The 22,961-nt window shown below is 66.5% G+C and carries 20 protein-coding genes, 1 tRNA gene and 1 pseudogene; 12 read left to right on the top strand and 10 right to left on the bottom strand.

What is annotated here, in order from left to right; genetic code table 11:
* Positions 1 to 12 precede the first annotated feature (12 nt).
* The 6 genes and pseudogenes from Q9K23_RS12585 to Q9K23_RS12610 all read right to left on the bottom strand — a co-directional run bounded on the left by Q9K23_RS12585 (position 13) and on the right by Q9K23_RS12610 (position 6,100).
* Positions 13 to 1,608 carry a class I adenylate-forming enzyme family protein gene (locus Q9K23_RS12585; RefSeq protein WP_082365934.1) on the bottom strand — a complete coding sequence of 532 codons (1,596 nt, stop codon included), beginning with the start codon at positions 1,606 to 1,608 and terminating at the stop codon, positions 13 to 15.
* Positions 1,605 to 2,714 carry an alkene reductase gene (locus tag Q9K23_RS12590; RefSeq protein ID WP_053777628.1) on the bottom strand — a complete coding sequence of 370 codons (1,110 nt, stop codon included), beginning with the start codon at positions 2,712 to 2,714 and terminating at the stop codon, positions 1,605 to 1,607. The genes Q9K23_RS12585 and Q9K23_RS12590 overlap by 4 nt, the downstream gene beginning before the upstream one ends.
* Positions 2,711 to 3,241 (bottom strand): RidA family protein, encoded by a 531-nt coding sequence (locus tag Q9K23_RS12595; protein WP_020794488.1) that lies wholly within the window; start codon positions 3,239 to 3,241, stop codon positions 2,711 to 2,713. Before Q9K23_RS12595 ends, Q9K23_RS12590 begins: the two co-directional genes overlap by 4 nt.
* A 113-nt stretch (positions 3,242 to 3,354) precedes the next feature.
* Positions 3,355 to 3,513: pseudogene (locus tag Q9K23_RS12600) on the bottom strand (ATP-binding protein); the annotation flags it as partial.
* A gap of 1,149 nt (positions 3,514 to 4,662) precedes the next feature.
* Positions 4,663 to 5,625 carry a helix-turn-helix domain-containing protein gene (locus Q9K23_RS12605; protein ID WP_053777630.1) on the bottom strand — a complete coding sequence of 321 codons (963 nt, stop codon included), beginning with the start codon at positions 5,623 to 5,625 and terminating at the stop codon, positions 4,663 to 4,665.
* Between the two features lie 389 nt (positions 5,626 to 6,014).
* Positions 6,015 to 6,100: transfer RNA gene (locus tag Q9K23_RS12610), tRNA-Leu, on the bottom strand.
* Between the two features lie 321 nt (positions 6,101 to 6,421).
* Here Q9K23_RS12610 and Q9K23_RS12615 point away from each other — a divergent pair.
* The 7 genes from Q9K23_RS12615 to pknB all read left to right on the top strand — a co-directional run bounded on the left by Q9K23_RS12615 (position 6,422) and on the right by pknB (position 16,075).
* Positions 6,422 to 7,702 carry an FhaA domain-containing protein gene (locus Q9K23_RS12615; protein WP_305950139.1) on the top strand — a complete coding sequence of 427 codons (1,281 nt, stop codon included), beginning with the start codon at positions 6,422 to 6,424 and terminating at the stop codon, positions 7,700 to 7,702.
* Positions 7,703 to 7,896: 194 nt separating this feature from the next.
* Entirely contained in the window at positions 7,897 to 8,358 is a 462-nt protein-coding gene (locus tag Q9K23_RS12620) for an FHA domain-containing protein (protein ID WP_020793043.1), read from the top strand.
* The gene (locus tag Q9K23_RS12625; RefSeq protein ID WP_053777631.1) at positions 8,355 to 9,875 is read left to right on the top strand and encodes a PP2C family serine/threonine-protein phosphatase; all 1,521 of its coding nucleotides are present in this window, start codon (positions 8,355 to 8,357) and stop codon (positions 9,873 to 9,875) included. Before Q9K23_RS12620 ends, Q9K23_RS12625 begins: the two co-directional genes overlap by 4 nt.
* Positions 9,876 to 11,306: an FtsW/RodA/SpoVE family cell cycle protein gene (locus tag Q9K23_RS12630; RefSeq protein ID WP_053777632.1), complete on the top strand. Its 1,431-nt coding sequence runs from the start codon at positions 9,876 to 9,878 to the stop codon at positions 11,304 to 11,306.
* A complete protein-coding gene (locus tag Q9K23_RS12635) occupies positions 11,303 to 12,781 on the top strand; it encodes a penicillin-binding protein 2 (RefSeq protein ID WP_020792171.1) in 1,479 nt (492 codons plus the stop codon). The genes Q9K23_RS12630 and Q9K23_RS12635 overlap by 4 nt, the downstream gene beginning before the upstream one ends.
* Positions 12,778 to 14,154, top strand: a complete 1,377-nt coding sequence (locus tag Q9K23_RS12640) for a protein kinase (protein WP_305950140.1) — start codon at positions 12,778 to 12,780, stop codon at positions 14,152 to 14,154. The genes Q9K23_RS12635 and Q9K23_RS12640 overlap by 4 nt, the downstream gene beginning before the upstream one ends.
* 10 nt (positions 14,155 to 14,164) lie before the next feature.
* Positions 14,165 to 16,075, top strand: coding sequence for a Stk1 family PASTA domain-containing Ser/Thr kinase (gene pknB / locus Q9K23_RS12645; protein ID WP_053777642.1), 1,911 nt, complete (start codon positions 14,165 to 14,167; stop codon positions 16,073 to 16,075).
* An 84-nt stretch (positions 16,076 to 16,159) separates the two neighbouring features.
* On the opposite strand, the gene Q9K23_RS12650 is transcribed toward pknB, so the two are convergent.
* Entirely contained in the window at positions 16,160 to 16,873 is a 714-nt protein-coding gene (locus Q9K23_RS12650) for an aminodeoxychorismate/anthranilate synthase component II (protein WP_053777643.1), read from the bottom strand.
* A 221-nt stretch (positions 16,874 to 17,094) separates the two neighbouring features.
* Between Q9K23_RS12650 and crgA the strand changes: the two genes are divergently transcribed.
* A complete protein-coding gene (crgA, locus tag Q9K23_RS12655) occupies positions 17,095 to 17,385 on the top strand; it encodes a cell division protein CrgA (protein ID WP_020789579.1) in 291 nt (96 codons plus the stop codon).
* A 92-nt stretch (positions 17,386 to 17,477) separates the two neighbouring features.
* Positions 17,478 to 18,002 carry a hypothetical protein gene (locus Q9K23_RS12660; protein ID WP_020789583.1) on the top strand — a complete coding sequence of 175 codons (525 nt, stop codon included), beginning with the start codon at positions 17,478 to 17,480 and terminating at the stop codon, positions 18,000 to 18,002.
* On the opposite strand, the gene Q9K23_RS12665 is transcribed toward Q9K23_RS12660, so the two are convergent.
* Positions 17,999 to 18,895 (bottom strand): rhomboid family intramembrane serine protease, encoded by an 897-nt coding sequence (locus Q9K23_RS12665; protein ID WP_053777633.1) that lies wholly within the window; start codon positions 18,893 to 18,895, stop codon positions 17,999 to 18,001. The genes Q9K23_RS12660 and Q9K23_RS12665 overlap by 4 nt on opposite strands.
* 26 nt (positions 18,896 to 18,921) lie before the next feature.
* On the bottom strand, positions 18,922 to 19,443 hold the full coding sequence (locus Q9K23_RS12670; protein ID WP_053777634.1) for a peptidylprolyl isomerase: 522 nt from the start codon (positions 19,441 to 19,443) through the stop codon (positions 18,922 to 18,924).
* A 75-nt stretch (positions 19,444 to 19,518) separates the two neighbouring features.
* On the opposite strand from Q9K23_RS12670, the gene Q9K23_RS12675 reads away from it, so the two are divergent.
* The 3 genes from Q9K23_RS12675 to Q9K23_RS12685 all read left to right on the top strand — a co-directional run bounded on the left by Q9K23_RS12675 (position 19,519) and on the right by Q9K23_RS12685 (position 21,814).
* Entirely contained in the window at positions 19,519 to 19,695 is a 177-nt protein-coding gene (locus Q9K23_RS12675) for a hypothetical protein (protein WP_169798219.1), read from the top strand.
* A 740-nt stretch (positions 19,696 to 20,435) separates the two neighbouring features.
* Entirely contained in the window at positions 20,436 to 21,005 is a 570-nt protein-coding gene (locus Q9K23_RS12680; protein WP_053777635.1) for a DUF4190 domain-containing protein, read from the top strand.
* Between the two features lie 101 nt (positions 21,006 to 21,106).
* On the top strand, positions 21,107 to 21,814 hold the full coding sequence (locus Q9K23_RS12685) for a cutinase family protein (protein WP_053777644.1): 708 nt from the start codon (positions 21,107 to 21,109) through the stop codon (positions 21,812 to 21,814).
* A gap of 84 nt (positions 21,815 to 21,898) precedes the next feature.
* Here Q9K23_RS12685 and Q9K23_RS12690 read toward each other — a convergent pair whose 3' ends face one another.
* Positions 21,899 to 22,918: an FUSC family protein gene (locus Q9K23_RS12690; RefSeq protein ID WP_305950141.1), complete on the bottom strand. Its 1,020-nt coding sequence runs from the start codon at positions 22,916 to 22,918 to the stop codon at positions 21,899 to 21,901.
* Between the last annotated feature and the right edge of the window lie 43 nt (positions 22,919 to 22,961).

Consider the following 22,961-nt stretch of genomic DNA (forward strand, 5'->3'; position numbering starts at 1 on the left):
CTCTAGGTTGCCTCACACCGACACGCCTACCCCGAGTTCGACCAGCCGGTGTGCCAAGACCTCACGCTGGACCTTGGCCCCACCAAGCACTGTGGGTAGCTCCTCCACGATGACGACCTCGACGGGGCGCTCGTGCTCTGGCGCGGCAGCAACGAGCTCGAGGATTGCCGCTCGCGCCCCGTCGGCATCGTCGACTCCGTCCTTGAGCACGACCGCCGCCACCACCTGCTTGGCACTCTCGGCGGCGGTCTTGACACCTGTCACCCCGCAGTTGGCCACCGTTCGATGTGCGAGGATTCGTGCTTCCACCGTATGCGGGTAGACGACACCGGCGGCGGTCTCGATCAGGTCTTTGGCACGGTCGAGGTAGTACACCCGCCCGCTTGCGTCCATCGATCCAATATCGCCGGCGCGAAACCATCCGCCCGGAAAGAACGCCGCGGAGGTCTTCTCTGGCAGTCCCCAGTACCCGGCTGCGGCCATCGGGGTCCGGATCACGATTTCACCCACGTCCCCGGGTGCCACGGGTTCTCCGTCGACAGTGACGATCCGAATCTCGGTGAACGACAACGGCCGACCGATACTAGCCCAGGAATCTTCGGAGTCGATGTCGTCGAAGAGCAGCCTCGTCACCGGCGCCCCCTGCTCGGAGGAGCCGTAACCGTGGCACCAGCAGTCCCCGAGGATCCGCGAGACTCGCTGCAAGAGTTCTTCAGTCGCAAAGAAGATGACGAGTTTACGCAAGTTCGGCAGAGTCGTCTCGTCCCGCTCGACGATGTCGAGCAACGGGGCAAGCATCGGCGCCGGTATGAGCATTCCGGTGACCCGATAATCGATGATCTGCGCCAGCAGCACGTTCGGATCGAATGCCGAGTCGTCGGCGACAACCGTCAGCGCACCTCTGAGTAGATACGGCATCAGCGTCTGGAACCCGGTCGCCCACTGCAGTGCATGAAAGTGCAGATTGACATCATCGCCGTCGACCGCAGTCGAGCCTCGTCCAAATGAGTCGAGGTGCTCGATGTTGTTCTCGATCACCGCCCGCCACGATCTGTGCGTGTGAATCCACGGCTTCGGGTGTCCCGTTGTCCCAGTGGTCAACTGAAGAAAGCACGGCTCGTCCTCCTCGACATCCAGACAAGGGTCGGCCTGGCTCCCCAGTGCGATCACCGCTTCATAGGAGACCGCCCACTCCGGACAGGAATCACCAATGCACACAAAGGTTCCGACCTCTGTGAGTTCGTCTCGCACGGACTCCAACTGGGCAGTGAATGCCTCATGGAAGATCAGCGTCGATACCCCTACCTCGCCGATCGTCCGCACATGCGTGGCGATATCGAAGTGGGAATGCAAAACCACCCGTACCAGCCCGAACCGCTCAAGGCCAAACCATGCCTCGACCACTTCGACCCGATTGTGCGACAACACCCCTACTCGGTCACCACGATGCGCCCCTGACGCGATCAACCCCGAGCCCAGCGCATTCGCACATTCTCGCAGTTCTCGGTATGTCCGACTGCTTCCCAAGGTATCGATCACCGCAGTGCGGTCACCGAATCGAGCCGCAGCCCTGGTAAATGCGGATCCTGCTTCAATTCTCATTGTCATCCTTGATCGCTATTGAGAACACTGTCATCAACATTCAGATAATCGGTGTAGCCGCGCGCACCGCCGAAATAGAAGGTCGATCTGTCGGGTTCGTTCATCCGGTCGCCCCGCCGCAGCCGCTCAACCAGATCGGGGTTGGCAATGAATGCTCTCCCAAAGGAGACGAGGTCTGCGCCGCCGCCTGCCAACGCGCCAGCAGCTGTTTCCTTGGTGTGTCCGTTGCTGGATATGTAGGCACCACTGAATCCCGAGCGCAGGGTCCTATAGTCGAACTCACCGAAGTCACGCGATCCGCCGAGCTGCCCCTCGATGACGTCAATGAACCCGACCTGTCGACGTCCCAGCTCCGTCGCCAGCAAGCCGAACAACTCCTGGGGACAGCTGTCGAACATATCGTTATGGGTGCTGACCGGAGATATCCTCACTCCAACTCTCTCCGAAGGGAATTCACCGATCACAGCATCCACCACTTCGAGCGCGAACCGCACTCGGTTCTCTGGCGGACCCCCGTACTCGTCGGTACGCCGATTGCTTCCGTCTCGGAGGAATTGATCGACGAGGTAGCCATTGGACCCGTGAATCTCCACACCATCAAACCCGGCGATCCGCGCCCGTCGTGCAGCCGAGGCGAAATCTCTTACTATTTCCCGTATTTCATCGACTTCAAGCTCGCGCGGCGAACCCGGAGGGGTGGAGCCGTGAGGCAGGTAGACCTTTGCGTCCGCTCGAACTCCTGACGGCCCAACCGGGGCCGAGTACCCCGGAAGGAAGACCGGATGTGACATCCTGCCCACGTGCCACAACTGTGCCATGATGCGGCCACCGCTGTTGTGAACTCGATCGACCACGCTGCGCCACGCATCAACCTGGGCATCGCTGTAGATTCCAGGAGTCCACATATAGCCACGAGCAGTCGGCGAGATCACCAACCCCTCCGCGACGATCAATCCCGCCGCAGCCCGCCGTGAGTAGTACTCGGCGACAATGCTTCTCGGCGCATCGATCCCAGGAACCACACGGTTTCTGGTCAGCGGTGACATGACAATCCTATTGGGCAGACGGAGCCCGCCGAGGTTGATCGGGTCGAACAATCCCGCAACAGTCACCGCGACACCCTGGCAACGGCACGCACCTCGATCTGCTGTGCCGGCAAGAACAAACTGGTAACCCCAACCGCAGTTGCCGTCGGCCGATCGTTGCCGACGAACCTGGCAAGCTGTGGCGCTATCTCGGTGTACTTCGACCCGATCTCGGTCGTACCCGTCAGATATACGGTGAGATCCACGATACTCTTGGGTGAACTACCCACGGACTCAAGTGATTTTGCAAGCACATCGAGAACATACGCACATTGGGCCCCGAGGTCTGACTCGCCGACGATCGCGAACTCGGGTCCTTGAATCGGTGCAACACCGCTGACAAAAACCAGACCATCGGAGACAACCACCGAGCTGAATCCGAGGTCTGCCATGGCTTCCGCCGGAATGTAGTTGAGGGCACCGAGGTCGGGCATATGCCTGGTGATCATTGATCTTCTCCTATGTCGAACAGTGAGGCAGACGCCCCACACCTTTCGCCAGGCAACATCTGTAGTTGCTGGGGGACTGAGCATTTGCTCGATCTCGAGGCTCACACCGAGAAGTTTCAGAACTGTTTCATACTGTGTCGCTACGGTGAATCCCGTTGCGGCAGTAATGATTAGTTGACTCCGAGCGACAACTCTTTGACCATGCGAGCCCTCCGTCGACGGCGGGAGATTTCGTCTTCGCAGAGCACTTGGAGGAACTCCAGGTGCCCGAGCTCGCCGTCGCGGGTTTGCGCCGGCCGAGCATCGAGAGTGTCGAGCATGCCGCCCAGTTTCAGAGTGTTCAGCGCCGTGCGCAGGCTGGGATCATGGATGGTCATAGCAGCCGTTCCTTGGTTGAGAAGATTTGAAAGTCGCTGTCTATCACCGTAAATGGGAACAAACTGTCATTGGCCTGATGCGGTATCGAAGGCGTGTGGGCCGCTGAGCAGCGCTGGGGTCGCTGTTGTGGCCGGTGCGGGCGCTCCCTAGTTTTCGGTGCCGGCAACCAGGATTCCGTTGATGGTGCGGTACTGCACATCGTCGACCTGCACAGGGCGGTGGCATGTGGCATCGATCCGATGGTCGGGATGGTTCTTCCGTAGTCCGACGATGCCTTGAATCGCCCGTAAGCGGTGTAGGCGTTGAGCTCAGAGAACTCGGTGACGACGGCTACCGCGCCGGGGCCGACCTCGTCGGCTTGCCGACGGCACCAGGACACCGTCTGCAGGGTGTGGGCGACCTCGTGGGGTGGGTGGTCTCGAAGTTCGTCGACCGGCCCGTCATGTGCAGGACGTGGGTAGCTGCCACCTCGTCGCCGTCGAAGACTTGCACGACGTCACCGGCAATGCGGACGGTGACGCGCTGCCCGATCAACCGCCACGGCACCGAGTACAGAGCGATGCCCGCTGTGACGTGACAGTCCGCAGCGACCTTCCCGACGTGATAGACAGCATGCTCACATCGTCGTGGCGGCAACGGTTTCAGGGTTGACTGTTCGATCTGGGTGAACAGCTCCATGGGAGGCATACCATCGATTCCACGATGTGAACGAACCCGTACACCTCGGTGCACCACACCACTGCGGCGTCTTGCATTTGCGGCACCGACGTGAAGGTGCGGCCCCGCGGAGAACGAGTCCCGGATGTAGGCACGGGTCGTTCAATCCGGGGTTTGTCCTTGGGCTTGCGGGCGCGTGCCGGGTCGATCACGACGTCGTAGAACGCCGCGAACCGGGCGTAGGCCCGGTTGATCGTGGGGTCGTAGAGATCGGGCGCTCGACTCCGGTCTTGAGGTTGTCACACGTCTACCGTGGTCGTCTCGTAGCCGTTGCGCAATGGTCGCCACGGTCACCGACTCGTCCATCCCGAGGGACACCCCAGGGTGGGGAACTGCGTGACGGACAACCCAATCAACGTGGGGAGTTAGGTGACCGCTGACAGCATGAGTGGATGTGCTCGGCCGACGCGTGACAGGCGACGGGCCACCGATCAGGGCGGATCACTAATCTGTTCGCGACGTGCCGAGGGCGTTATGCCGTATCGTCTTTTGAATGCTCGACTGAAGACGGCCGCGTCGGTGAAGCCATAGCGCTCACGGATGTCATGGATGCCGACATCTCGATACCCTGGATCACCTAGCCTGTCGAAGCATCGGGTCAGCCGTTCGTTGCGTACCCACGACGAGAAGCTCTCCGCCTCATCAGAGAACAGCCGATGCACGTGTCGTACAGAAATCGCAAAGGCCGCAGCGACGCTGCCAGGGTCGAGCGCCGGATCGTCGAGTCGGGTACGCACGTACTGTTTGATACTCGTCGACGACGGCTGGGCGCCGACGGGGTGGCAATCAGCTGGCCGGGAGACCCACCGCAGAGTAGAGGACAACAGATCGATACCCGCCTCGCCCAGCTGCTCGCGTTCAAGGTCGGAGATGTTCTCGCCGACCCGCTCAAGGTTGGCGAGAAAACCCGACACCACCCACCCTATCCCCCGGGATGATCCATCGACGCGACGCGCAGTGGCGTCAGGGGCCAGCGTGCCGCGGGCGGCCAGCGCCGACCTCGGGATATGAAAGACCAGGTGGTCGAACCCGCCTCCCTGAAAGTCCACCGAGTAGCTACGCGCGGTGTCGAAGATGGTGAAGTCACCGGGCCGGAGTTCCACCTCTCGGCCATCCTGGATGCCGACCGTACGACCTCGCAGCTGCAGAGCCAGGAGGTACCGATCATCGACGCTGTCGGATATGCAGCGTCGGCTGCGCGTGGCGATCATCGGATCGCAACTGATTCGGGTCGCGCGCAGATCACCGTAGGACCTGGTCCGCACCGCCCCGCAGAACGCAGGACCCCGCTGGTGGTCGACTTCCAACTCGACAAACGTCCGACAGATGATCTGCCGCCAGTACTCGTCACGGTCCCTGTCAGGGATGCCCGCAGTCGACAGTGTTACCTCCATGGCACTCCATGCTATGGGGGCCGACATAATCCGTCAGATTGGCGGCAACGAGACTTGACCGTCAGGGACATGACATTGACCCGCCGTGCCGTCGCCACGAGTCCGCACACATCAGCACAGTCATCGCCCGCACAGCGATTGTTCACAGGGGACTCTCCCCGTTCGAGTCCGCACCGTCGACAGTCGGAAGTGTCGATGGGTGACTCTTCCTCGTCGTCGAGTTCATCAAACGACGATCCGGGTCAGAATCTGGACGACGAACTCTCCACCGTTCACCGCGTCTCCAAGACACCGGGCTCGGCCGATAGATGAGCTGCCCTCGAAGAGAAAAGGTCAGGCCGCATTTCTGCAACCTGACCTTTGTCAGCGTTTTGAGCTGAACTGCTCGGTGGTGGGCGAAGGGGGACTTGAACCCCCACGTCCCGAAGGACACTGGCACCTGAAGCCAGCGCGTCTGCCATTCCGCCACTCGCCCGTGACTTTCGTGATCGACGGCTTCGATCAGCGACTGGACGACGATAGCACGCAGACCCTGTCGAACCACAAATCGGCACGTCGGGGCCCCGCGACGAGGTCGAACACCATCCGATCGAAGCATCGTGTCGATCAGAAGGTGGACGCGCGGCCGGTGTTCGTCCACCATCAAAGGAGGACTTCCGTGTTTCCGACATCGTGATGCCGGTGAGACGGTGGGTACTGCAGTTACTCGATGACACCCGTAACCGCGAGTATCGGTATCATCATCAGAGGCCATATGCACGGCGACACGCCAGAATGCCGCGAAGGGAGGTCGGTGGTGGGGATCTTGCAGAGGATCGAGCGCAAGCTCGAAGGCGCCGTCGACGACGGTTTCGCGAGGGTGTTCGGCGGCGAGGTGGCACCGCAGGAGATCGAGAACGGTCTCCAGCGTGAAGCCGAGGAGTCCCTCGAGAACCTCGGCGACGGTACAATCCTGGCCGCAAACAGCTACACGTTGCTGTTCAGCCCGACCGACCACGCGCACATCGCGGCCGAGTACGAGCTGAACCGCAAGCGGTTCTCCAAGCACCTGGAGAACTTCATCCACGACAACGGGTGGCAGACGTACGGCCAGGTGGTCGTCGAGTTCGACCAGTCTGCGTCCTTACACACAGGTATGTTTCGTGCTCGTGGCGCGGTCAACCCGGACGCCGAGCCGCGGCCAGAACCCCGCGGGCAGGCACGACCACAGGCACAACCGCGTCCCGACGGCGCGGCCCGAGAAGTAGGAGCCCCAGAAATGACCCAGAACCCCGGATACGACCAGCGCAGGGGCGCGGAGCCGGCGTACGACCAGGGTGGCTATGGCCAGCAGGGCTACGACTACCAACAGGGCTACGCGCAACCCGCCCAGGACCAGGCCGCCTACGGACAGCAGCCGGGTTACAGCAGCCAGCCGGGCGGCTACGACCAGGCCGGGTACGGACAGCAGGGCTACGAGCAGCAGCCGGGTTACGGCCAGCAGGGCTACGAGCAGGGCTACCCACAGCAGCCCGGCTACGGCCAGCAGGGCTACGAGCAGGGTGGCTACGGCCAGGGCGGTTACGACTACCAGCAGGGCTACGGCCAGGACCAGGGCGGCTACGGACAGCAGCCGGGCTACGGACAGCAGGGCTACGGACAGCAGGGCTACGAGCAGGGTTATGCACAGCAGCCCGGCTACGGCCAGCAGGGCGGCTACGACCAGGGCTACGCACAGCAGCCCGGCTACGGCCAGCAGGGCGGCTACGGCTACGACCAGGGCTACGGACGTCCCGCCGCCGGCTATGCGCCGAGCGCGATCGTCCTGATGCTCGAGGACGGCAGCAACCGCACCTTCCAGCTGCGCGAGGGCTCCAACGTCGTCGGGCGTGGGCAGGACGCCCAGTTCCGTCTCCCCGACACCGGCGTCTCCCGCCGGCACCTGGAGATCCGCTGGGACGGCAGCACCGCGATGCTCACCGACCTGAACTCCACCAACGGCACCACCGTCAACGATGTGCAGGTGAACAGCTGGGAACTCGCCGACGGTGACCGCATCCGCGTCGGACACTCCGACATCACCGTCCGGTTCCAATAGAACCGCGACAACACCCCCGGCGGCGGGCCGGACAGACCGCCGTCGGTCCAACGTCGAGACGGAACTGACACCTCTGAATGACGGGTGTCCGCGATTCACCCCATAAGATCGCAGTCGGGTCCGTTCGCCCCGGGACCGCCGAGGCGGAGCCGACGACTCGACGACCACGAGACCGCGCTGGAGGTGGATTCGACATGCAGGGGTTGGTGCTGCAGCTGACCCGACTGGGATTCCTGCTGCTGCTCTGGCTGTTCGTCTATGCCGTGATCCGCACCGTGCGCGCCGACATCGTCACCGCATCGGGATCACGCCTGACACGCTTTCGCACCGGTGAATCCGGTCGAGGCCGGCAGTCCACACGCGGGTCGGCGCGATTCCTCGTCGTCACCCACGGCGCTCTGGCCAACACGCGCATCACGCTCGGTGCGCAGCCAGTGCTGATCGGCCGGGCCGACGACTCGACACTGGTGCTGACCGACGACTACGCATCCGAACGGCACGCACGACTGTCGAGCCGGGGAGATGACTGGTACGTCGAGGATCTGGGCTCGACCAACGGCACCTATCTGGACCGCGACAAGGTGACCACCGCCGTGAAGGTCCCGCTCAACACGCCGATCCGGATCGGCAAGACCGTGATCGAGTTGCGCCCGTGACCTTGGTGTTGCGCTATATCGCGCGAAGCGACCAAGGCCTGGTCCGAGCCAACAACGAGGACTCCGCATATGCCGGTCCCCGGCTGCTCGCCCTGGCCGACGGCATGGGCGGCCACGCCGCCGGTGAGGTCGCCAGCCGGCTGGTGATCGAGGCGATGCGTTCCCTCGACGACGACGACCCGTCGGGCGATCTGCTGTCGGCGCTCGACCGCGCCACCCAGACCGGCAACCAGGCGATCGCCCATCAGGTGGAGCAGGCCCCCGAACTCGACGGCATGGGCACCACGCTCACCGCGATCCTGTTCGCCGGCAGCCGGATCGGGCTGTGCCACATCGGCGATTCCCGCGGCTACCTCTACCGAGACGGACAACTCAACCAGATCACCCGCGACGACACCTTCGTGCAGACCCTCGTCGACGAAGGGCGCATCACCGCCGAACAGGCGCACACGCATCCGCAGCGGTCACTGATCATGCGGGCGCTGACCGGCCAGGCCGTCGAACCCACCCTCACGATGCGTGAGGCGCGCCCCGGCGACCGCTATCTGCTGTGCAGCGACGGACTCTCGGACGTGGTCAGCGAGGAAACGCTGGCCGAGACGCTCGGGTCGATCACCGACTACAAGGAATGCGCCGACCGGCTGATCGAGCTGGCACTCCGCGGCGGCGGCCCCGACAACGTGACCGTGGTGCTCGCCGACGTCGTCGACACCGACTACGGCGAGTCGCGACCCATCGTCGGCGGTGCCGCCGGAACCGGTGAGGACGCCTACACCCCGGATCCGAAGACCGCGGCCGGCCGGGCTGCCGCCCTGCGTCCGAAGCTGGCCGAACCGCAACGGCCGACGATCCTGCCCGACGACGAACCCACCCCCACCCGACATCGGGGACGCTGGGTGGCCGCGGCGATCGCCGTGGTGGTGATCGCGGCGATCGTGGGCGGATTCTTCGTGATCCGCGGCATCCTGCACCGCACCTACTACGTCGGCGAACAGGACGGGAACGTCCTGATCTTCCAGGGCTCCCCCGACACCATCCTGTTCCTGCAGGTCAGCAACCCCACGCAGAAGGGGTGCATCCTCAACCCCACCTCCCCGGACGCGTCCATCGAGTTCCGCCCGATGGACAGCACCGAGGCGTGCGACGAGCTGCCGCTCAGCGATCTGGTGACCCTGTCGCGCAACACCGTCGAATCGCACAGCATCTCCGGCAAACCGCTCGACGAGATCCGGGTGGCCGCCGGTGGTCTGCGGTTGCTGCCGCTGTGCCCGGAGACCACCCCCGACCAGTCCCTGCCCAGCCCGACCGCGCCCACACCGGCACCCACCCCCGCCCCGGGCGCCGAACCGCCGACCAACGAGGTGGTCCCGGCATCCGACCAGCAGGGCGAGGTCATCCCGGTGACCGGACCGTCGTCGGCCACGCCCTCGTCGGGTGCCCCGTCGGCGCCCACGTCAGCGTCGATCCCCCAGTCCACCCCGGCCCCCACCGGGCAGGACGGCTGTCGGACGCCGTAGATGACCCAGACCGCCTCCCCCACCCACGCCCCGCCCAGCCGACCCGAGCACACCGGACGCAACATCGAACTGGCGTTGCTGGTGTTCGCCATCGGTGTGGTCACCATCGCGCTGCTCATCGTGCAGAGCGCCCAAGGTGAGACCCTCTCGTGGGACATCCTCAAGTACGTCGCCGGCTACGTCGTGCTGTTCGGCATCGGACACTTCGTGGTGCGCCGCTACGCCCCGCACGCCGACCCGGTGTTCCTGCCGATCGTCGCACTGCTCAACGGGCTCGGCCTGGTGCTCATCCACCGCCTCGACCTGGGCTCGGGCAACACCGGCGAGACCATCAACCCCAGCGAACGCACCAACAACGCCGACCAGCAGCTGCTGTGGGCGTATCTGGGCATGGCCGTGTTCGCGGTGATCCTGATCGTCATCCGCGATCACCGGGCGCTGTCTCGGTACGCCTACACGCTGGGCCTGGGTGGTCTGATCTTCCTGGCGATCCCGGCGATCCTGCCGTCGTCGCTGTCGGAGATCAACGGCTCCAAGATCTGGATCCGCACCCCGCTGTTCAACATCCAGCCCGGCGAGTTCTCCAAGATCCTGATCATCATCTTCGCCGCGGCGTTCCTGGTGTCCAAGCGTGACCTGTTCACCACCGCGGGCAAACAGTTCCTGGGCATCGATTTCCCGCGCGCCCGCGACCTCGGTCCGCTGCTGGTCGCCTGGATCCTCGCGATCGGCGTACTCGCCTTCGAGTCCGACCTGGGTACCTCGCTGCTGATCTTCACCACCGTCCTGACCATGGTCTATGTGGCCACCGAGCGGGTCAGCTGGCTGGTGCTGGGGCTGAGCATGTTCGCGGTGGGCGCGGTGGTCGCCTACAACCTGTTCAGCCACCTGCAGGTGCGTGTGGCGGTGTGGCGCGACCCGTTCGCCGACTTCTACTCGACCGGCTACCAGGTGGGCCAGAGCCTGTTCGGGCTGGCCACCGGCGGACTGTTCGGGACCGGACTGGGCTCCGGGCGCCCCAACGCGGTGCCCTTCGCCAACACCGACTTCATCATCGCCACCATCGGCGAGGAACTCGGCCTGGTGGGCCTGGCCGCCGTCCTGATGCTCTACCTGATCTTCATCATGCGTGGTCTGCGCACCGGAGTCGCCGTCCGTGACAGCTTCGGCAAGCTCCTCGCGACCGGGCTCGCCTTCACCATCGCGGTGCAGATCTTCGTCGTCGTCGGCGGTGTCACCAAACTGATCCCGCTGACCGGTCTGACCACCCCGTTCATGTCGTACGGCGGGTCGTCGCTGCTGGCCAACTATGTGCTGGTGGCATTGCTGATCCGGATCTCCAACGCGGCCCGTGAGCCCGACCCGACCAAGCGTCGGCCGACGCCCAAGCCGGTGGAATCGCTGGAGACCCGGGCGGTGAAGCGCCCGTGAACAAACCCATCCGACGGGTGTCGGTGGCGGTGATCGTGTTGATCGTGATCCTGCTGGCCAACGCCACCTACGTTCAGGTCTTCAAGGCGAACTCGCTGCGCTACGACCCGCGCAACGACCGCGTGCTGCTCGACGAGTACTCGCGGCAGCGGGGTTCGATCATCGCCGGCAACGAGGTGATCGCGGCATCGCAGCCCACCGACAGCCGCTACAAATACCTGCGCACCTACCCGGTGGAACCGCGCGCCTTCGCCCCGGTCACCGGCTACTACTCGATCCAGTACGGCTCGGTGGGCCTCGAACAGTACGAGAACTCGATCCTGACCGGCAACGACGACCGGCTGTTCGGGCAGCGGTTCATGGACATGTTCTCCGGCCGCGACCCACGCGGCGGCAACGTGGTGACCACGATCGACCCCAAGCTGCAGGTCACCGCCTACGAGGCGATGGTCAACGGGCCGTGTGACGGTCCCTGCCGTGGTGCGGTGGTGGCGATGGACCCGGCCACCGGCAAGATCCTGGCGATGGTGTCGACGCCGAGCTACGACCCCAACCTGCTGGCCAGCCACGACCAGAACGTGCGGGAGGCCGCGTGGGCGGTCGACACCGGCCCCGACAAGCGCCTGCAGAACCGTGCGATCGAAGAGGTCTACCCACCCGGGTCGACGTTCAAGGTGGTCACCGCGGCCGCGGCCCTGCGCGACGGCAAGACCGCCGACACCCGCCTGACCGGGTCGGCCGACTTCCGGCTGCCCGACAGCACCGCTAGCCTGCCCAACTACGGCGACGAGACCTGTCCCGGCGGTGGAACGGTGACGCTCGCCGATGCGATCAAGTACTCGTGCAACACCGCCTTCGCCGACCTGGTGCTCAACAAGATGGATGACGGCACCGCCAAGCTCAAGCAGACCGCCCGGCTGTTCGGGCTGGACACCGCGGCCCCCAACATCCCGATGCCGGTGGTCGTGTCCACCGTCGGACCCATCCCGGACCGCGCATCGCTGGCGTTGTCGGCGATCGGACAGAAGGACGTGGCGATGACCGCCCTGCAGAACGCGATGGTCGCGGCGACCGTCGCCAACGCCGGGGTGCGGATGCAGCCGTATCTGGTGGACAAGTTGCAGTCGGCCGACCTGCGAACGCTGTACACGACGCCCCCGACGACGGTGAACTCGCCGATCACGTCGGAGCAGGCGGCTAGCCTGACCTCGATGATGGTCGGGTCCGAGAACTACTCGAACACGGGCGCAGGCTCGGTACCGATAGCCTCGAAGACCGGAACCGCCGAGCACGGCGACCGCACGGTGACCACGCCGTACACGTGGTACATCGCATTCGGTCCGTCGACCGACGCGAAGATCGCAGTGGCGGTCGTCGTCGAGAACGGACAGGATGGCGTGGCGTCGGTCGGTGCGAGAACCGCCGGTCCGATCGGGCGCGCGGTGATCAATGCTTATGTAGGAGGTGGACGATGACGCTGCAGAACGGCACCATCATCGCCGACCGCTATCGGCTGATGCGGCTGATCGCCACCGGCGGTATGGGACAGGTGTGGGAAGCACTGGACACCCGGCTGAATCGTCGGGTGGCGGTCAAGGTACTCAAGGCCGAGTACTCCGACGACCCGGAGTTCACCGCGCGGTTCCGCACCGAGGCGCAGACCACGGCCATGCTGAACAATCCCGGCATCGCGAACGTCTTCGACTACGGCGAGACCCCGGACCGTGGCGGCGGCACCCTGGCGTATCTGGTGATGGAGCTCGTCGACGGTGAGCCGCTGAACTCGGTGATCTCGCGGCTGGGCCGGCTGTCGGTGACCAACACCCTCGACATGCTCGAGCAGACCGGCCGGGCGCTGCAGGCCGCACACAGTCAGGGACTGGTGCACCGCGACGTCAAGCCGGGCAACATCCTGATCACGCCCACCGGGCAGGTCAAGATCACCGACTTCGGCATCGCCAAGGCGGTCGACGCCGCCCCGGTCACCCAGACCGGCATGGTGATGGGCACCGCCCAGTACATCTCGCCCGAGCAGGCCACCGGCGACGACGCGACCGCGGCGTCGGACGTGTACTCGCTGGGTGTGGTGGGCTACGAGGCCCTCGTGGGTCGCCGCCCCTTCCTCGGCGACGGTGCGATCACCGTCGCGATGAAGCACATCCGCGAGACCCCGCCGCCGCTGCCGGACACCGTGCCGGCCAACGTGCGCGAACTCATCGACATCACGATGTCGAAGGACCCCAAACAGCGTTATCCCAACGGCGGCGCGTTCGCCGACGCCGTCGCCGCCGTTCGGGCCGGTCATCGGCCGCCCCGCCCGGGGACCGCCGCCGCAGCCGGTGCTGCCGCGGCAGCAGCCGCTGTCGCCGCACGCCCGACCGGCACCCGCGCCATGACCGATGTGGGACTGCCCACCGAGGCATCGGCCGCGGCCCGCCCGTCCACGCCGTCACACGGCACGGCCGCCGTCGCCGACAGCGGCTGGACCACCGGCCAGAAGGTGCTCGCCGGCGTCGCGGCGGCGCTGCTGGTGGGTGCGATCGCGTTGATCGGCTACTACCTGGCCCAGGCGGACGGCTCGTCGCCCACGCCGGCGCCGGCGTCGTCGACGGTCACCGAGACCACCACCGAGACCACGACGGCCGAACCGACCACCGAGACCACCGAGACGACCCGTCAGCGTCCCACCACGACCACCTCGGACGAGGAGACCACCACCACGACCCGGACCACCCAGACCACCACCGAGGCTCCCACCCAGACCACCACCGGTGGCAGCGGTGACGACACGGGTGCCCCGACGGTGACCGGGCAGTTCTGTCCGCCGATCTGCTTCCCGGCGGAATGAAAGCGGAATGATGTCGACCCCGCATCGCCTCTCCGATCGCTACGAACTGGGTGAGACACTCGGTTTCGGTGGCATGTCCGAGGTGCACTACGCCCGTGACGTGCTGCTCAACCGCGACGTCGCGGTCAAGGTGCTGCGCGCCGACCTGGCCCGCGATCCGTCGTTCTACCTGCGGTTCCGGCGTGAGGCGCAGAACGCGGCGAAGCTCAACCACCCGACCATCGTGCAGGTCTTCGACACCGGCGAGGCCGAGACCGAGGACGGTCCGCTGCCGTTCATCGTGATGGAGTACGTCGACGGCGAGACCCTGCGCGACGTGCTGCGCCGCAACGGCCCGGTGGCCCCGCGACAGGCGATGACGTGGATGGCCGACGTGGCCGCGGCGATGGACTTCTCACACCGCAACGGCATCGTGCACCGCGACATGAAACCGGCCAACGTCATGATCGACACCTCGGGTGCGGTCAAGGTGATGGACTTCGGCATCGCCCGCGCGATGAACGACTCGTCGTCGACGATGACCCAGACCAGTGCGGTGATGGGCACCGCGCAGTACCTGTCGCCGGAGCAGGCGCGCGGCATCAAGGTCGATCCGCGCAGCGACATCTACTCGATGGGCTGTGTGCTGTTCGAGCTGCTCACCGGCGAACCGCCGTTCACCGGCGACTCCCCGGTCGCCGTCGCCCACCAGCACGTCCACGAGGACCCGCCGTGGCCGTCGGCGATCCGCCCGGAGATCCCCCCGGAACTGGACTCCATCGTCATGAAGGCGATGAGCAAGAACAAGGAGAACCGCTACCAGTCGGCGGCCGAACTCCGATCCGACCTGATCAAGGTGCTCGCCGGCGGCAAGCCGTCGGCGCCGCTGCTGATGAGCGACGAGGACCGGTCGGCGCTGCTCGACTCCGGGCCGCGACGCGCGCTGCGCACCGACTCGGGCCGTCAGCCCGCGATGGACGGCGATGCCGACGACGGTCTGCCGTTGCGGCGGCGGTCGCCGCTGCTGATCGCCGGGTCGCTGGCGGCGGTGGCGCTGCTGCTGATCGGTCTGCTCGTGTGGTGGGCGCCGTGGTCGGCGAACTCGTCGGCGCACAACGTGGCGGTTCCGGCCGTCGCCGGTCTGTCCGCGGCCGACGCCCGGACCGCACTGGAGAAGGCCGGGTTCGAGGTCAAACAGCTCGACGAGAGCAGCGAGACGGTCCCGGCCGGCAAGGCCACCCGCTCCGCACCCGGTGAGAACGTGCCGACCGCCGAGGGGTCCACGGTCAACCTGTTCATCTCCAGCGGCCGCGAACGTCACCGCCTCCCGGATGTGCGGGGCAAGACCCAGGCCCAGGCCACCACGCTGCTCAAGGAGGCCGGCTTCAACCAGATCCAGGTGGTCAAGGTCGATTCGATCGACGTCGACGAGGGGTCGGTGGTCGACACCAACCCGGCGGTCGGCTCGGACGCACCGGTCCGCGACGCGGTGGTGCTGCGGATCAGTACCGGCCCCAAGGAAGTGAGCATCCCGAACCTCGTCGGCGAGTTCGAGTCCGATGCCCGCACCCAGCTCGATCAACTCGGGCTCAAGATCGTGGTGGTGCCCGGAGACTCCGATCTCCCCGCCGGGCAGGTGGTCAGTTCGTCACCGGTCGCCGGCAGCAAGGTCAAGCAGGGCTCCACGGTGCAGCTGACCATCTCCCGCGGCAACCTGTTCGCGATGCCGAACCTGAACGGACAGACCCCGGATCAGGCGCGGACCGCACTGCAGCGGGCGGGCTGGAACAACGGGACCCTCACCCAGACCACCCGCGGGGTGCCGCTGGGCAGCCCCGACGACGGCAAGGTGCTCTCGCAGGAACCGGCGGCAGGATCCAAGGTCCGCAAGACCGACTCGGTGTCCATCACGATCGGCCGGGCCAGCCTGCTGCCGGGCTGACCGGCGTCGGCCCGTCCGGACCCCACGACGTGGGGCCGGGGCGGGACCGCCGGTCGTGGCCGGTCCCCGGCCCGAGCCGGGGGTCTAGCCGCCGATCGCCCCGGCGGCGCCGACGGCGTCGGCCATCTCCGCCTCCAGCGCGGCGACCCGCGACTCGCCGATCTCGATCCCGCACACGGCCAGCCAGTTGGCGAGCATGCGGTGTCCGCCCTGGGTGAGCACACTCTCCGGGTGGAACTGCACGCCGTGGATCGGCAGGTCGCGGTGCGCCAGGCCCATCACGATGCCCGACTCGGTGCGACCGGTGACGACCAGTTCGTCGGGCATGGTCTCGGGGAGCACCGTCAGCGAGTGGTAGCGGGTCGCGGTGAAGGGATCCGGCAGTCCGCGCAGCACACCGACCTGATCGTGGTGGACCAGGGAGGTCTTGCCGTGCAGGAGTTCGGGGGCGCGGTCGACGGTCCCGCCGAAGGCCGCGCCGATGGCCTGATGTCCCAGACAGACGCCGAGCAGCGGCAGACCGGTGGAGGCCGCGACGTCGACCAGCGGCATGGTGGCGCCGGCACGCTGCGGGGTCCCCGGACCGGGGCTGAGCAGCACACCGTCGAATCCGGCGACCGCGGCGGTCAGCGATTCGGTGGTGAAGCGCCCCGCGTCGTCGGTGAGGCGGGCGTCGTCGTTGCGCCAGACCTCTGCGGTGACACCGAGCTGGCCCAGATACTGCACCAGGTTGTAGACGAAGCTGTCGTAGTTGTCGACGACGAGGATGCGTCCGGTGGACGGCGCAGAGGAATGCAGAGCTGCGGGATCCGACGCTGCGGGTGTCGTGCTGGTCACCCGTGTCAGGGTACTCGGCGGTGTTCGAGGTTCTCACCGCACCGACCTGGTGAGATACCGTAGAAGAGACGTGTCTTCATCTGGCTGCGGTCACTGTCACGATCGGGTGCCGCAATCAGATGCCACCGACGCGGTCGTGACCCGGTCCGCCGGCGCGGCCTGCCGCACAACACAAGGAAGTCATGCCGAAGTCAAAAGTCCGGAAGAAGACCGACTACACCATCAACCCGGCCAGTCGTACGCCGGTCAAGGTGAAGACCGGACCCTCCAGCTCGATCTACGTCGGCGTGATGCTCGGTCTCATGCTGCTGGGTCTCGCCTGGCTGATCGTCTACTACCTCGCCGCGAGCGAGACGACCTACGGCGGCGAGGGCCAGGCCCTGCACTGGATGGCCAATCTGGGTCCGTGGAACTTCCTGATCGGTTTCGCCCTGATGGTGGGCGGCCTGTTGATGACCATGCGGTGGCGCTGAGCCCCGATCATGCCCGGTCGAAGTTGTCCCCAGGGTTATCCACAATGTGGAAATTACATGTGTGTAAGTCATCCCCACTGTGAGTAACCACTGTGGATAACTCGGCCCCGGCGACCACCACCAGGTGGTCCACCCCTGCTCCTGCGGTTGCCGCCCTCGTGATCGGCGGCATCGCCCTACTCCTCTGTGCAGTACTGCTGTCCACCGACGTCACCGGCCGCGCGCTGATGGCGATCGCCGGACTGATGGTCACCGGATTTGGTGCCTACGCTGCGATTATCCGGCCGAGACTGGCCTTGACCACCGGCGATGTGCCCACCCTGGCCATCCGCACGATCGGTGGATCCACCACGTTGACGCCCGCCGACGTCCTGCGCGTACGGGTGCTCACCCTGCGTCGCATCGGCCGCCGATCGGGACAACTCGAGATCGACTTCGCTGTGGATAACAGATCTGTGGATAACGTGGACAACCTCGGCGAGACCGGGAAACAGCGAGACGACTCAGATGATCTGAGCCGCCTCGCGGTCTTCTCTCGATGGGATCTCGGCGCCGACATCGTCGAGGTGGCCGAGGAGATCGGACGGGCCGGATTCCCCGTCGACGACACCCGTTAACGCACGTAGACCAGGATCTGGCCGGTGTAGGTGACGGCCACGAGCACGCTGATCGCGATCGCCACCAGCAACAACACCCCGAGCCCACTCCAGCCGACGATGTTCGCGTTGCGCTGGGTGCGCTGTGCGGCCGGCAGCAACCGGGGTCCGTAGATCACGGCTGCGGTGGCCGCGGCACCGAAGAGCAGGCCGCCGACGTGCGCGGGCAGCGAGATGCCGCTGATCGTGAAGGACATGACCAGGTTGATCACGATGATCGTGATCACCGGCGCCGGGGACACCCGCAGGCGCAGGACGACGATCAGCATGGCACCCATCAGGCCGAAGATGGCCCCGGATGCCCCGGCCGAGCGTCCTTCGTTAGCCTGCGCGAGCATCACCGCGGCGCTGCCGCCGAACAACGAGATCACGTAGACCATCAGATAGCGGCCGATCCCGAGGGCCACCTCGAGATCGCGTCCGAGGATGTACAGCGAGATCATGTTCACGGCCAGGTGCAGCACGCTGTAGTGCAGGAATCCTGCGGTGAACAGTCGGTAGTACTCCCCGAGCACCACGTTCCCGCGGACGATCTCGCCGTACAGGATGGGTGTGGAGATCTGTACGTCGAAGGATCCTGCGGCGATCACCGTCCACAGGAAGACGGCGACGTTGATGCCGATCAGCGAGTAGGTCGCGATCGGCCGGCGAACCGTGAGCGGTGCGCCGACCACCGGGCGGACACCCTGATCGGAGAAATGCGGGGTCCGTACCTGCTGGTGGGATCCCTCGGTTCGAAGGCAGTCCACACAGTGCGCGCCGACCGCGGCGGGACGCAGGCACTCCGGACAGGCCGGCCGCCCACACCGCGTGCACGACAACGCGGTGGGGCGGTCGGGGTGGCGATAACACACCGCCGGCGGCCCGGCGGGGGGAACGGTCAGGCGACCTCGATCTTCTCGATCACCACGGCGTCGACCGGGCGGTCGGCGCGGTCGGTGGCAGTGGTGGCGATCGCGTCGACGATCTGCTGCGATGCGGGGTCGGTGACCTCACCGAAGATGGTGTGGCGACGGTTCAGGTGGGGGGTGGGTCCGACGGTGATGAAGAACTGCGAGCCGTTGGTGCCCGGTCCGGCGTTGGCCATCGCCAGCAGGTACGGGCGGTCGAACTGCAGCTCCGGGTGGAACTCGTCCTTGAACTGGTAGCCGGGGCCACCGCGGCCGGTGCCGGTGGGGTCGCCGCCCTGGATCATGAATCCCTCGATGACGCGGTGGAACACCGAGCCGTCGTAGAAGGGACCCGAGTCGGAACCGGCGGCGTTCTTGGCCGCGTAGTCCTTGCTGCCGTCGGCGAGGCCGACGAAGTTGGCGACGGTCTCCGGCGCATGGTTGCCGAACAGTTCGACCTTGATGTCGCCGCGGTTGGTTTTGATGGTGGCGGTCTGTGTAGATGTGCTCACACTTCCATCCAACCAAATCCTCGGACAGAAGACGGCGAGTAGCACCATCCAAGGCGAGCTGGCACCCTGTGTGGCATGCCCAAGAAGTACGTTTTGCTCCTCGTCGGTGCCCTGGTCACGACGACCGTATCCGCCCTGGGTGCGGTGTTCATCGTGCGTCGGAGCCGTACCGAGATCCCGCCGGTCTCGCCGACCGTGCCCCGGGTGGAGGATCTCGAGCCCGCCGTCGGATCCGACGCCGCGGCATCCTGACCCGACGTCCGATTCCTCGACGCACATCCGGTGACGCGGCCATGTCACCGATCCGGGGTGAGGCTCCCGGCAGGTACTTTGAACAGGTGAACTCCGATGACGACCGGCCCGTGGACGGCGGCCGCAGCGATGACGCGGCCGGCGCCGAGCCGACGACGCGGGGCCCTGGCGCCCCGGCGCCCGGGGCGAACCCTTGGAACGACCCCGACGCCGGCAGCCCGTCCGGCAGCGTCCCCGCGCCGTGGGAGCGACGGCCGCCCGCCCCGTCGGCCTCTCGACCGGCCGGTCCGCCGACCACCGGCGGTGGTCCCCGACCACCGGCGCCCGGAGCAGGATCCAATGGTCTCGGTGCAGGATCCAACGGCCCCAGTGCAGGATCCAACGGCCCCGGGCCGAACACACCCGGACCGACCGGTCCCGGACCGGGCGCACCGTTGTCCAACACCGGCCCAGGTCCGCGGCCGCTGCCGCCCACCGGCCCCAGTGGGCCCCCGCCAGGCGGTCCGGCACCCAGTGGTCCGGCACCCAGTGGTCCGGGCCCGCGTCCGGGTCCACCGCAGGGCGGGCCCAGACCTTCGCCTCAACCCGGCCCGAATCCCCAGTCCGGACCAGGCACCCAATCCGGACCAGGCACCCAGCCCGGCTGGCGTGGGGGTCCGCCGCCCGGTGCCCGGCCCGGTCCCGGCACGCGAATGCCTCCGCCGCCTCCCCGTGCCCCGGGTCCGGGTGGACCTGCCCCGATGAACACCGGCCGGCCCTCGGGTCCGCCCGGCGCGCCCGTCCCGCCGCGGGATCCGGAGGCCGGTGAGACCCGCAACCTGGCCGAATCCCCCACCGGCTCGCCCGACGCACCGACGCGCAGCACCACCGATGCACCGTCGGCGCCTCGACCCCAGGCGTACTCGGCGGTCGATGTGGGCAAGGAGGCCGAGACCGCGCTGACGCCACTGGCCCCCGCCTCGTCTGCGCCTGCCGCTTCTGCGTCTCCTGCCACCCCGAGTTCTTCCCCCACCGACGCGGCCCGATCGGCCGCCACACCCGACGAGGAGGTGTCCGTGGGCGCTCAGCGCGCCGCCGCACGGCCCCCGGCCCGCACCAACACGCTGTCGGTGTGGGCGATGGTGCTGTCGGTGCTCGGCTGTACCTCACCGATCGGACTGTTCCTCGGCTATCGCGCCCGCGGCCAGATCCAGCGGACGCGGGAGTACGGATCGGCGTTCGCCACGGTGGCGATCGTCGTCGGATGGACCTATATCGTGGCGATCCTGGTGGCGTTGATCGCCTACCTGCTGCTGTGGGGACTCGGCTAGAACGAAACCTGTTCTGCGGCAACTTTTTTCGCGGATATGGCCACTGGTTGGGACGGTTCGTCGCACCGGCTGAGCGACTCGCCGGTAACATCACGCCCATGATGAGGCGCGTACTGCTGGTCCTGTCCGGTCTGATCACGATGATGACGGCCTTGCTCGTCGGTCCCGCGCCGCATGCCGCGGCAGCATCGTGTCCCGACGTCGAGGTGATCTTCGCCCGGGGTACCGCCGAGGACGGCGCGCCGATGGGTCTGACCGGCACCTCCTTCGTCACCGCCGTCCGCAGCCAGTTGCCGGGCAAGTCGGTGGTGGGATATCCGGTGGACTACCCCGCGAGCGCCAACTTCAACAATCGGATGGCGATCATCAACAGCGTCCTCGACGGTGTGCGTGACTCGCAGAGCCGTATCACCGCGCTGGCACGGAACTGCCCGAACACCGACATCGTGGTCGGCGGGTACTCGCAGGGCGCCGTGGTGGCGTCGTACACGCTGTCCTCCGGCATCGAGCTCGAGCCGCGGTATCAGCAGTACACCAGCCAGGTGCCCAAGCCGCTGCCCACGGCCGTCGCACCGAAGATCAAGGCCGCCGTGCTGTTCGCACCCCCGTCGGACCGGTGGATCCAGGACATCGGTGCCCCGTCGATCGCCGTCGGCCCCCAGTACCGCGGCAGGACCACCTCGTACTGCATCGCCGGTGACGTCGTCTGCGACGGCGCACCGGTTCAGCAACCGAACGCCCTGCATGTCCTGTACTCGGTGAACGGTGACACCCTCGACGCCGCACGCTACGTCGCAGCGCGGGTCTGAGTACCGATACGACCCTCTGGAGAAATCCCCCCAGGATTGCCGCACACCGTCCGGGATCCCGGACGGTGCTCGATCCGGGGCCGATCAGCCTTCCTCGCCGGGTGAGGCCGCCGCTGCGGCCTCCCCGGCGTCGTCGTTTCGGTGCCAGACGGCCAAGAGCCCACTGGCCACCGCGGCCACCACCAGACCGAAGACGGTCTCGCCGACCCGCTCACCGAAGCGGCCCGCGGCCTGTGCACCGTCCGGGTAGCTCAGCAACACGATCACCAGGAACGTGGTGAACGTCGGCAGCACGTACCAGCGGCTGCCCCGTGTCGCGGCGATCGCGCACACGACGATCCAGATCAGCACCGCAAAGACCCAGGGCTGCGGGCCCAGCTCGACCAGCCCGGCACCGGCGGCGGCCCCCACGAGCACCGACACGAATCGTCCGGCGGTCCGCCAGTTCTGCACGTCGCGATCCGGACGCATCACCAGCAGCGCCGCCGCACAGGCCCAGCCGATGTGGTCGAAGTCCAGCAGGTACCCGACCCCGGCGGTGATCACGCCCACCAGACCGCACGTGACGCCGTAGGCGACGCCGGGGATCCGCGGTGGCGGACCGTCCGCCGCGGCCGCTGGGAGGCGATCCGGCGGCACCGCGAGCGCGATCAGGAAGGTGAACGCGCATCCGGCGATGAACAGCAACATCAGATGCAGCCCGGCCGTGACACCGTCCAGACTCAACCCGATACCCATCAGCGGCGGCACCAGCAGGATCAGCAGCATCGACACGCGGGGACGCTGCAGACGGTCGGCGGTGACCGTGGCGATGATCGGCACGAAGAACAGCACCACGAGTGCCAGCACCGGAATCGAGGTGACCACGGCGCCCAGCGCGATGGGGAGACCGACGATCATCGCGGCGATCAGCAGGACGACCCGATGACGCCGGTCCGGCGGGATTCCGACGATCAGTGCCGGCAGCAGCCCGAGTGCGAAGGCCGCACCCTCCTGGACGGATCCGAGTGCCGTGACGATCACGGCGGGGATCGCCGCAACAGCGGCGAGCAACGCCGGAAGCCATCGCCACACCAACACCGGATCGTCCGACGGTGCGTTCACGCACTCAATGTAGCCGCGGAACGAGTCCGCCTGAGGTGACCTC

Origin of the sequence: Gordonia sp. NB41Y (assembly GCF_030718915.1) — a bacterium.
Taxonomy (GTDB): domain Bacteria; phylum Actinomycetota; class Actinomycetes; order Mycobacteriales; family Mycobacteriaceae; genus Gordonia; species Gordonia desulfuricans.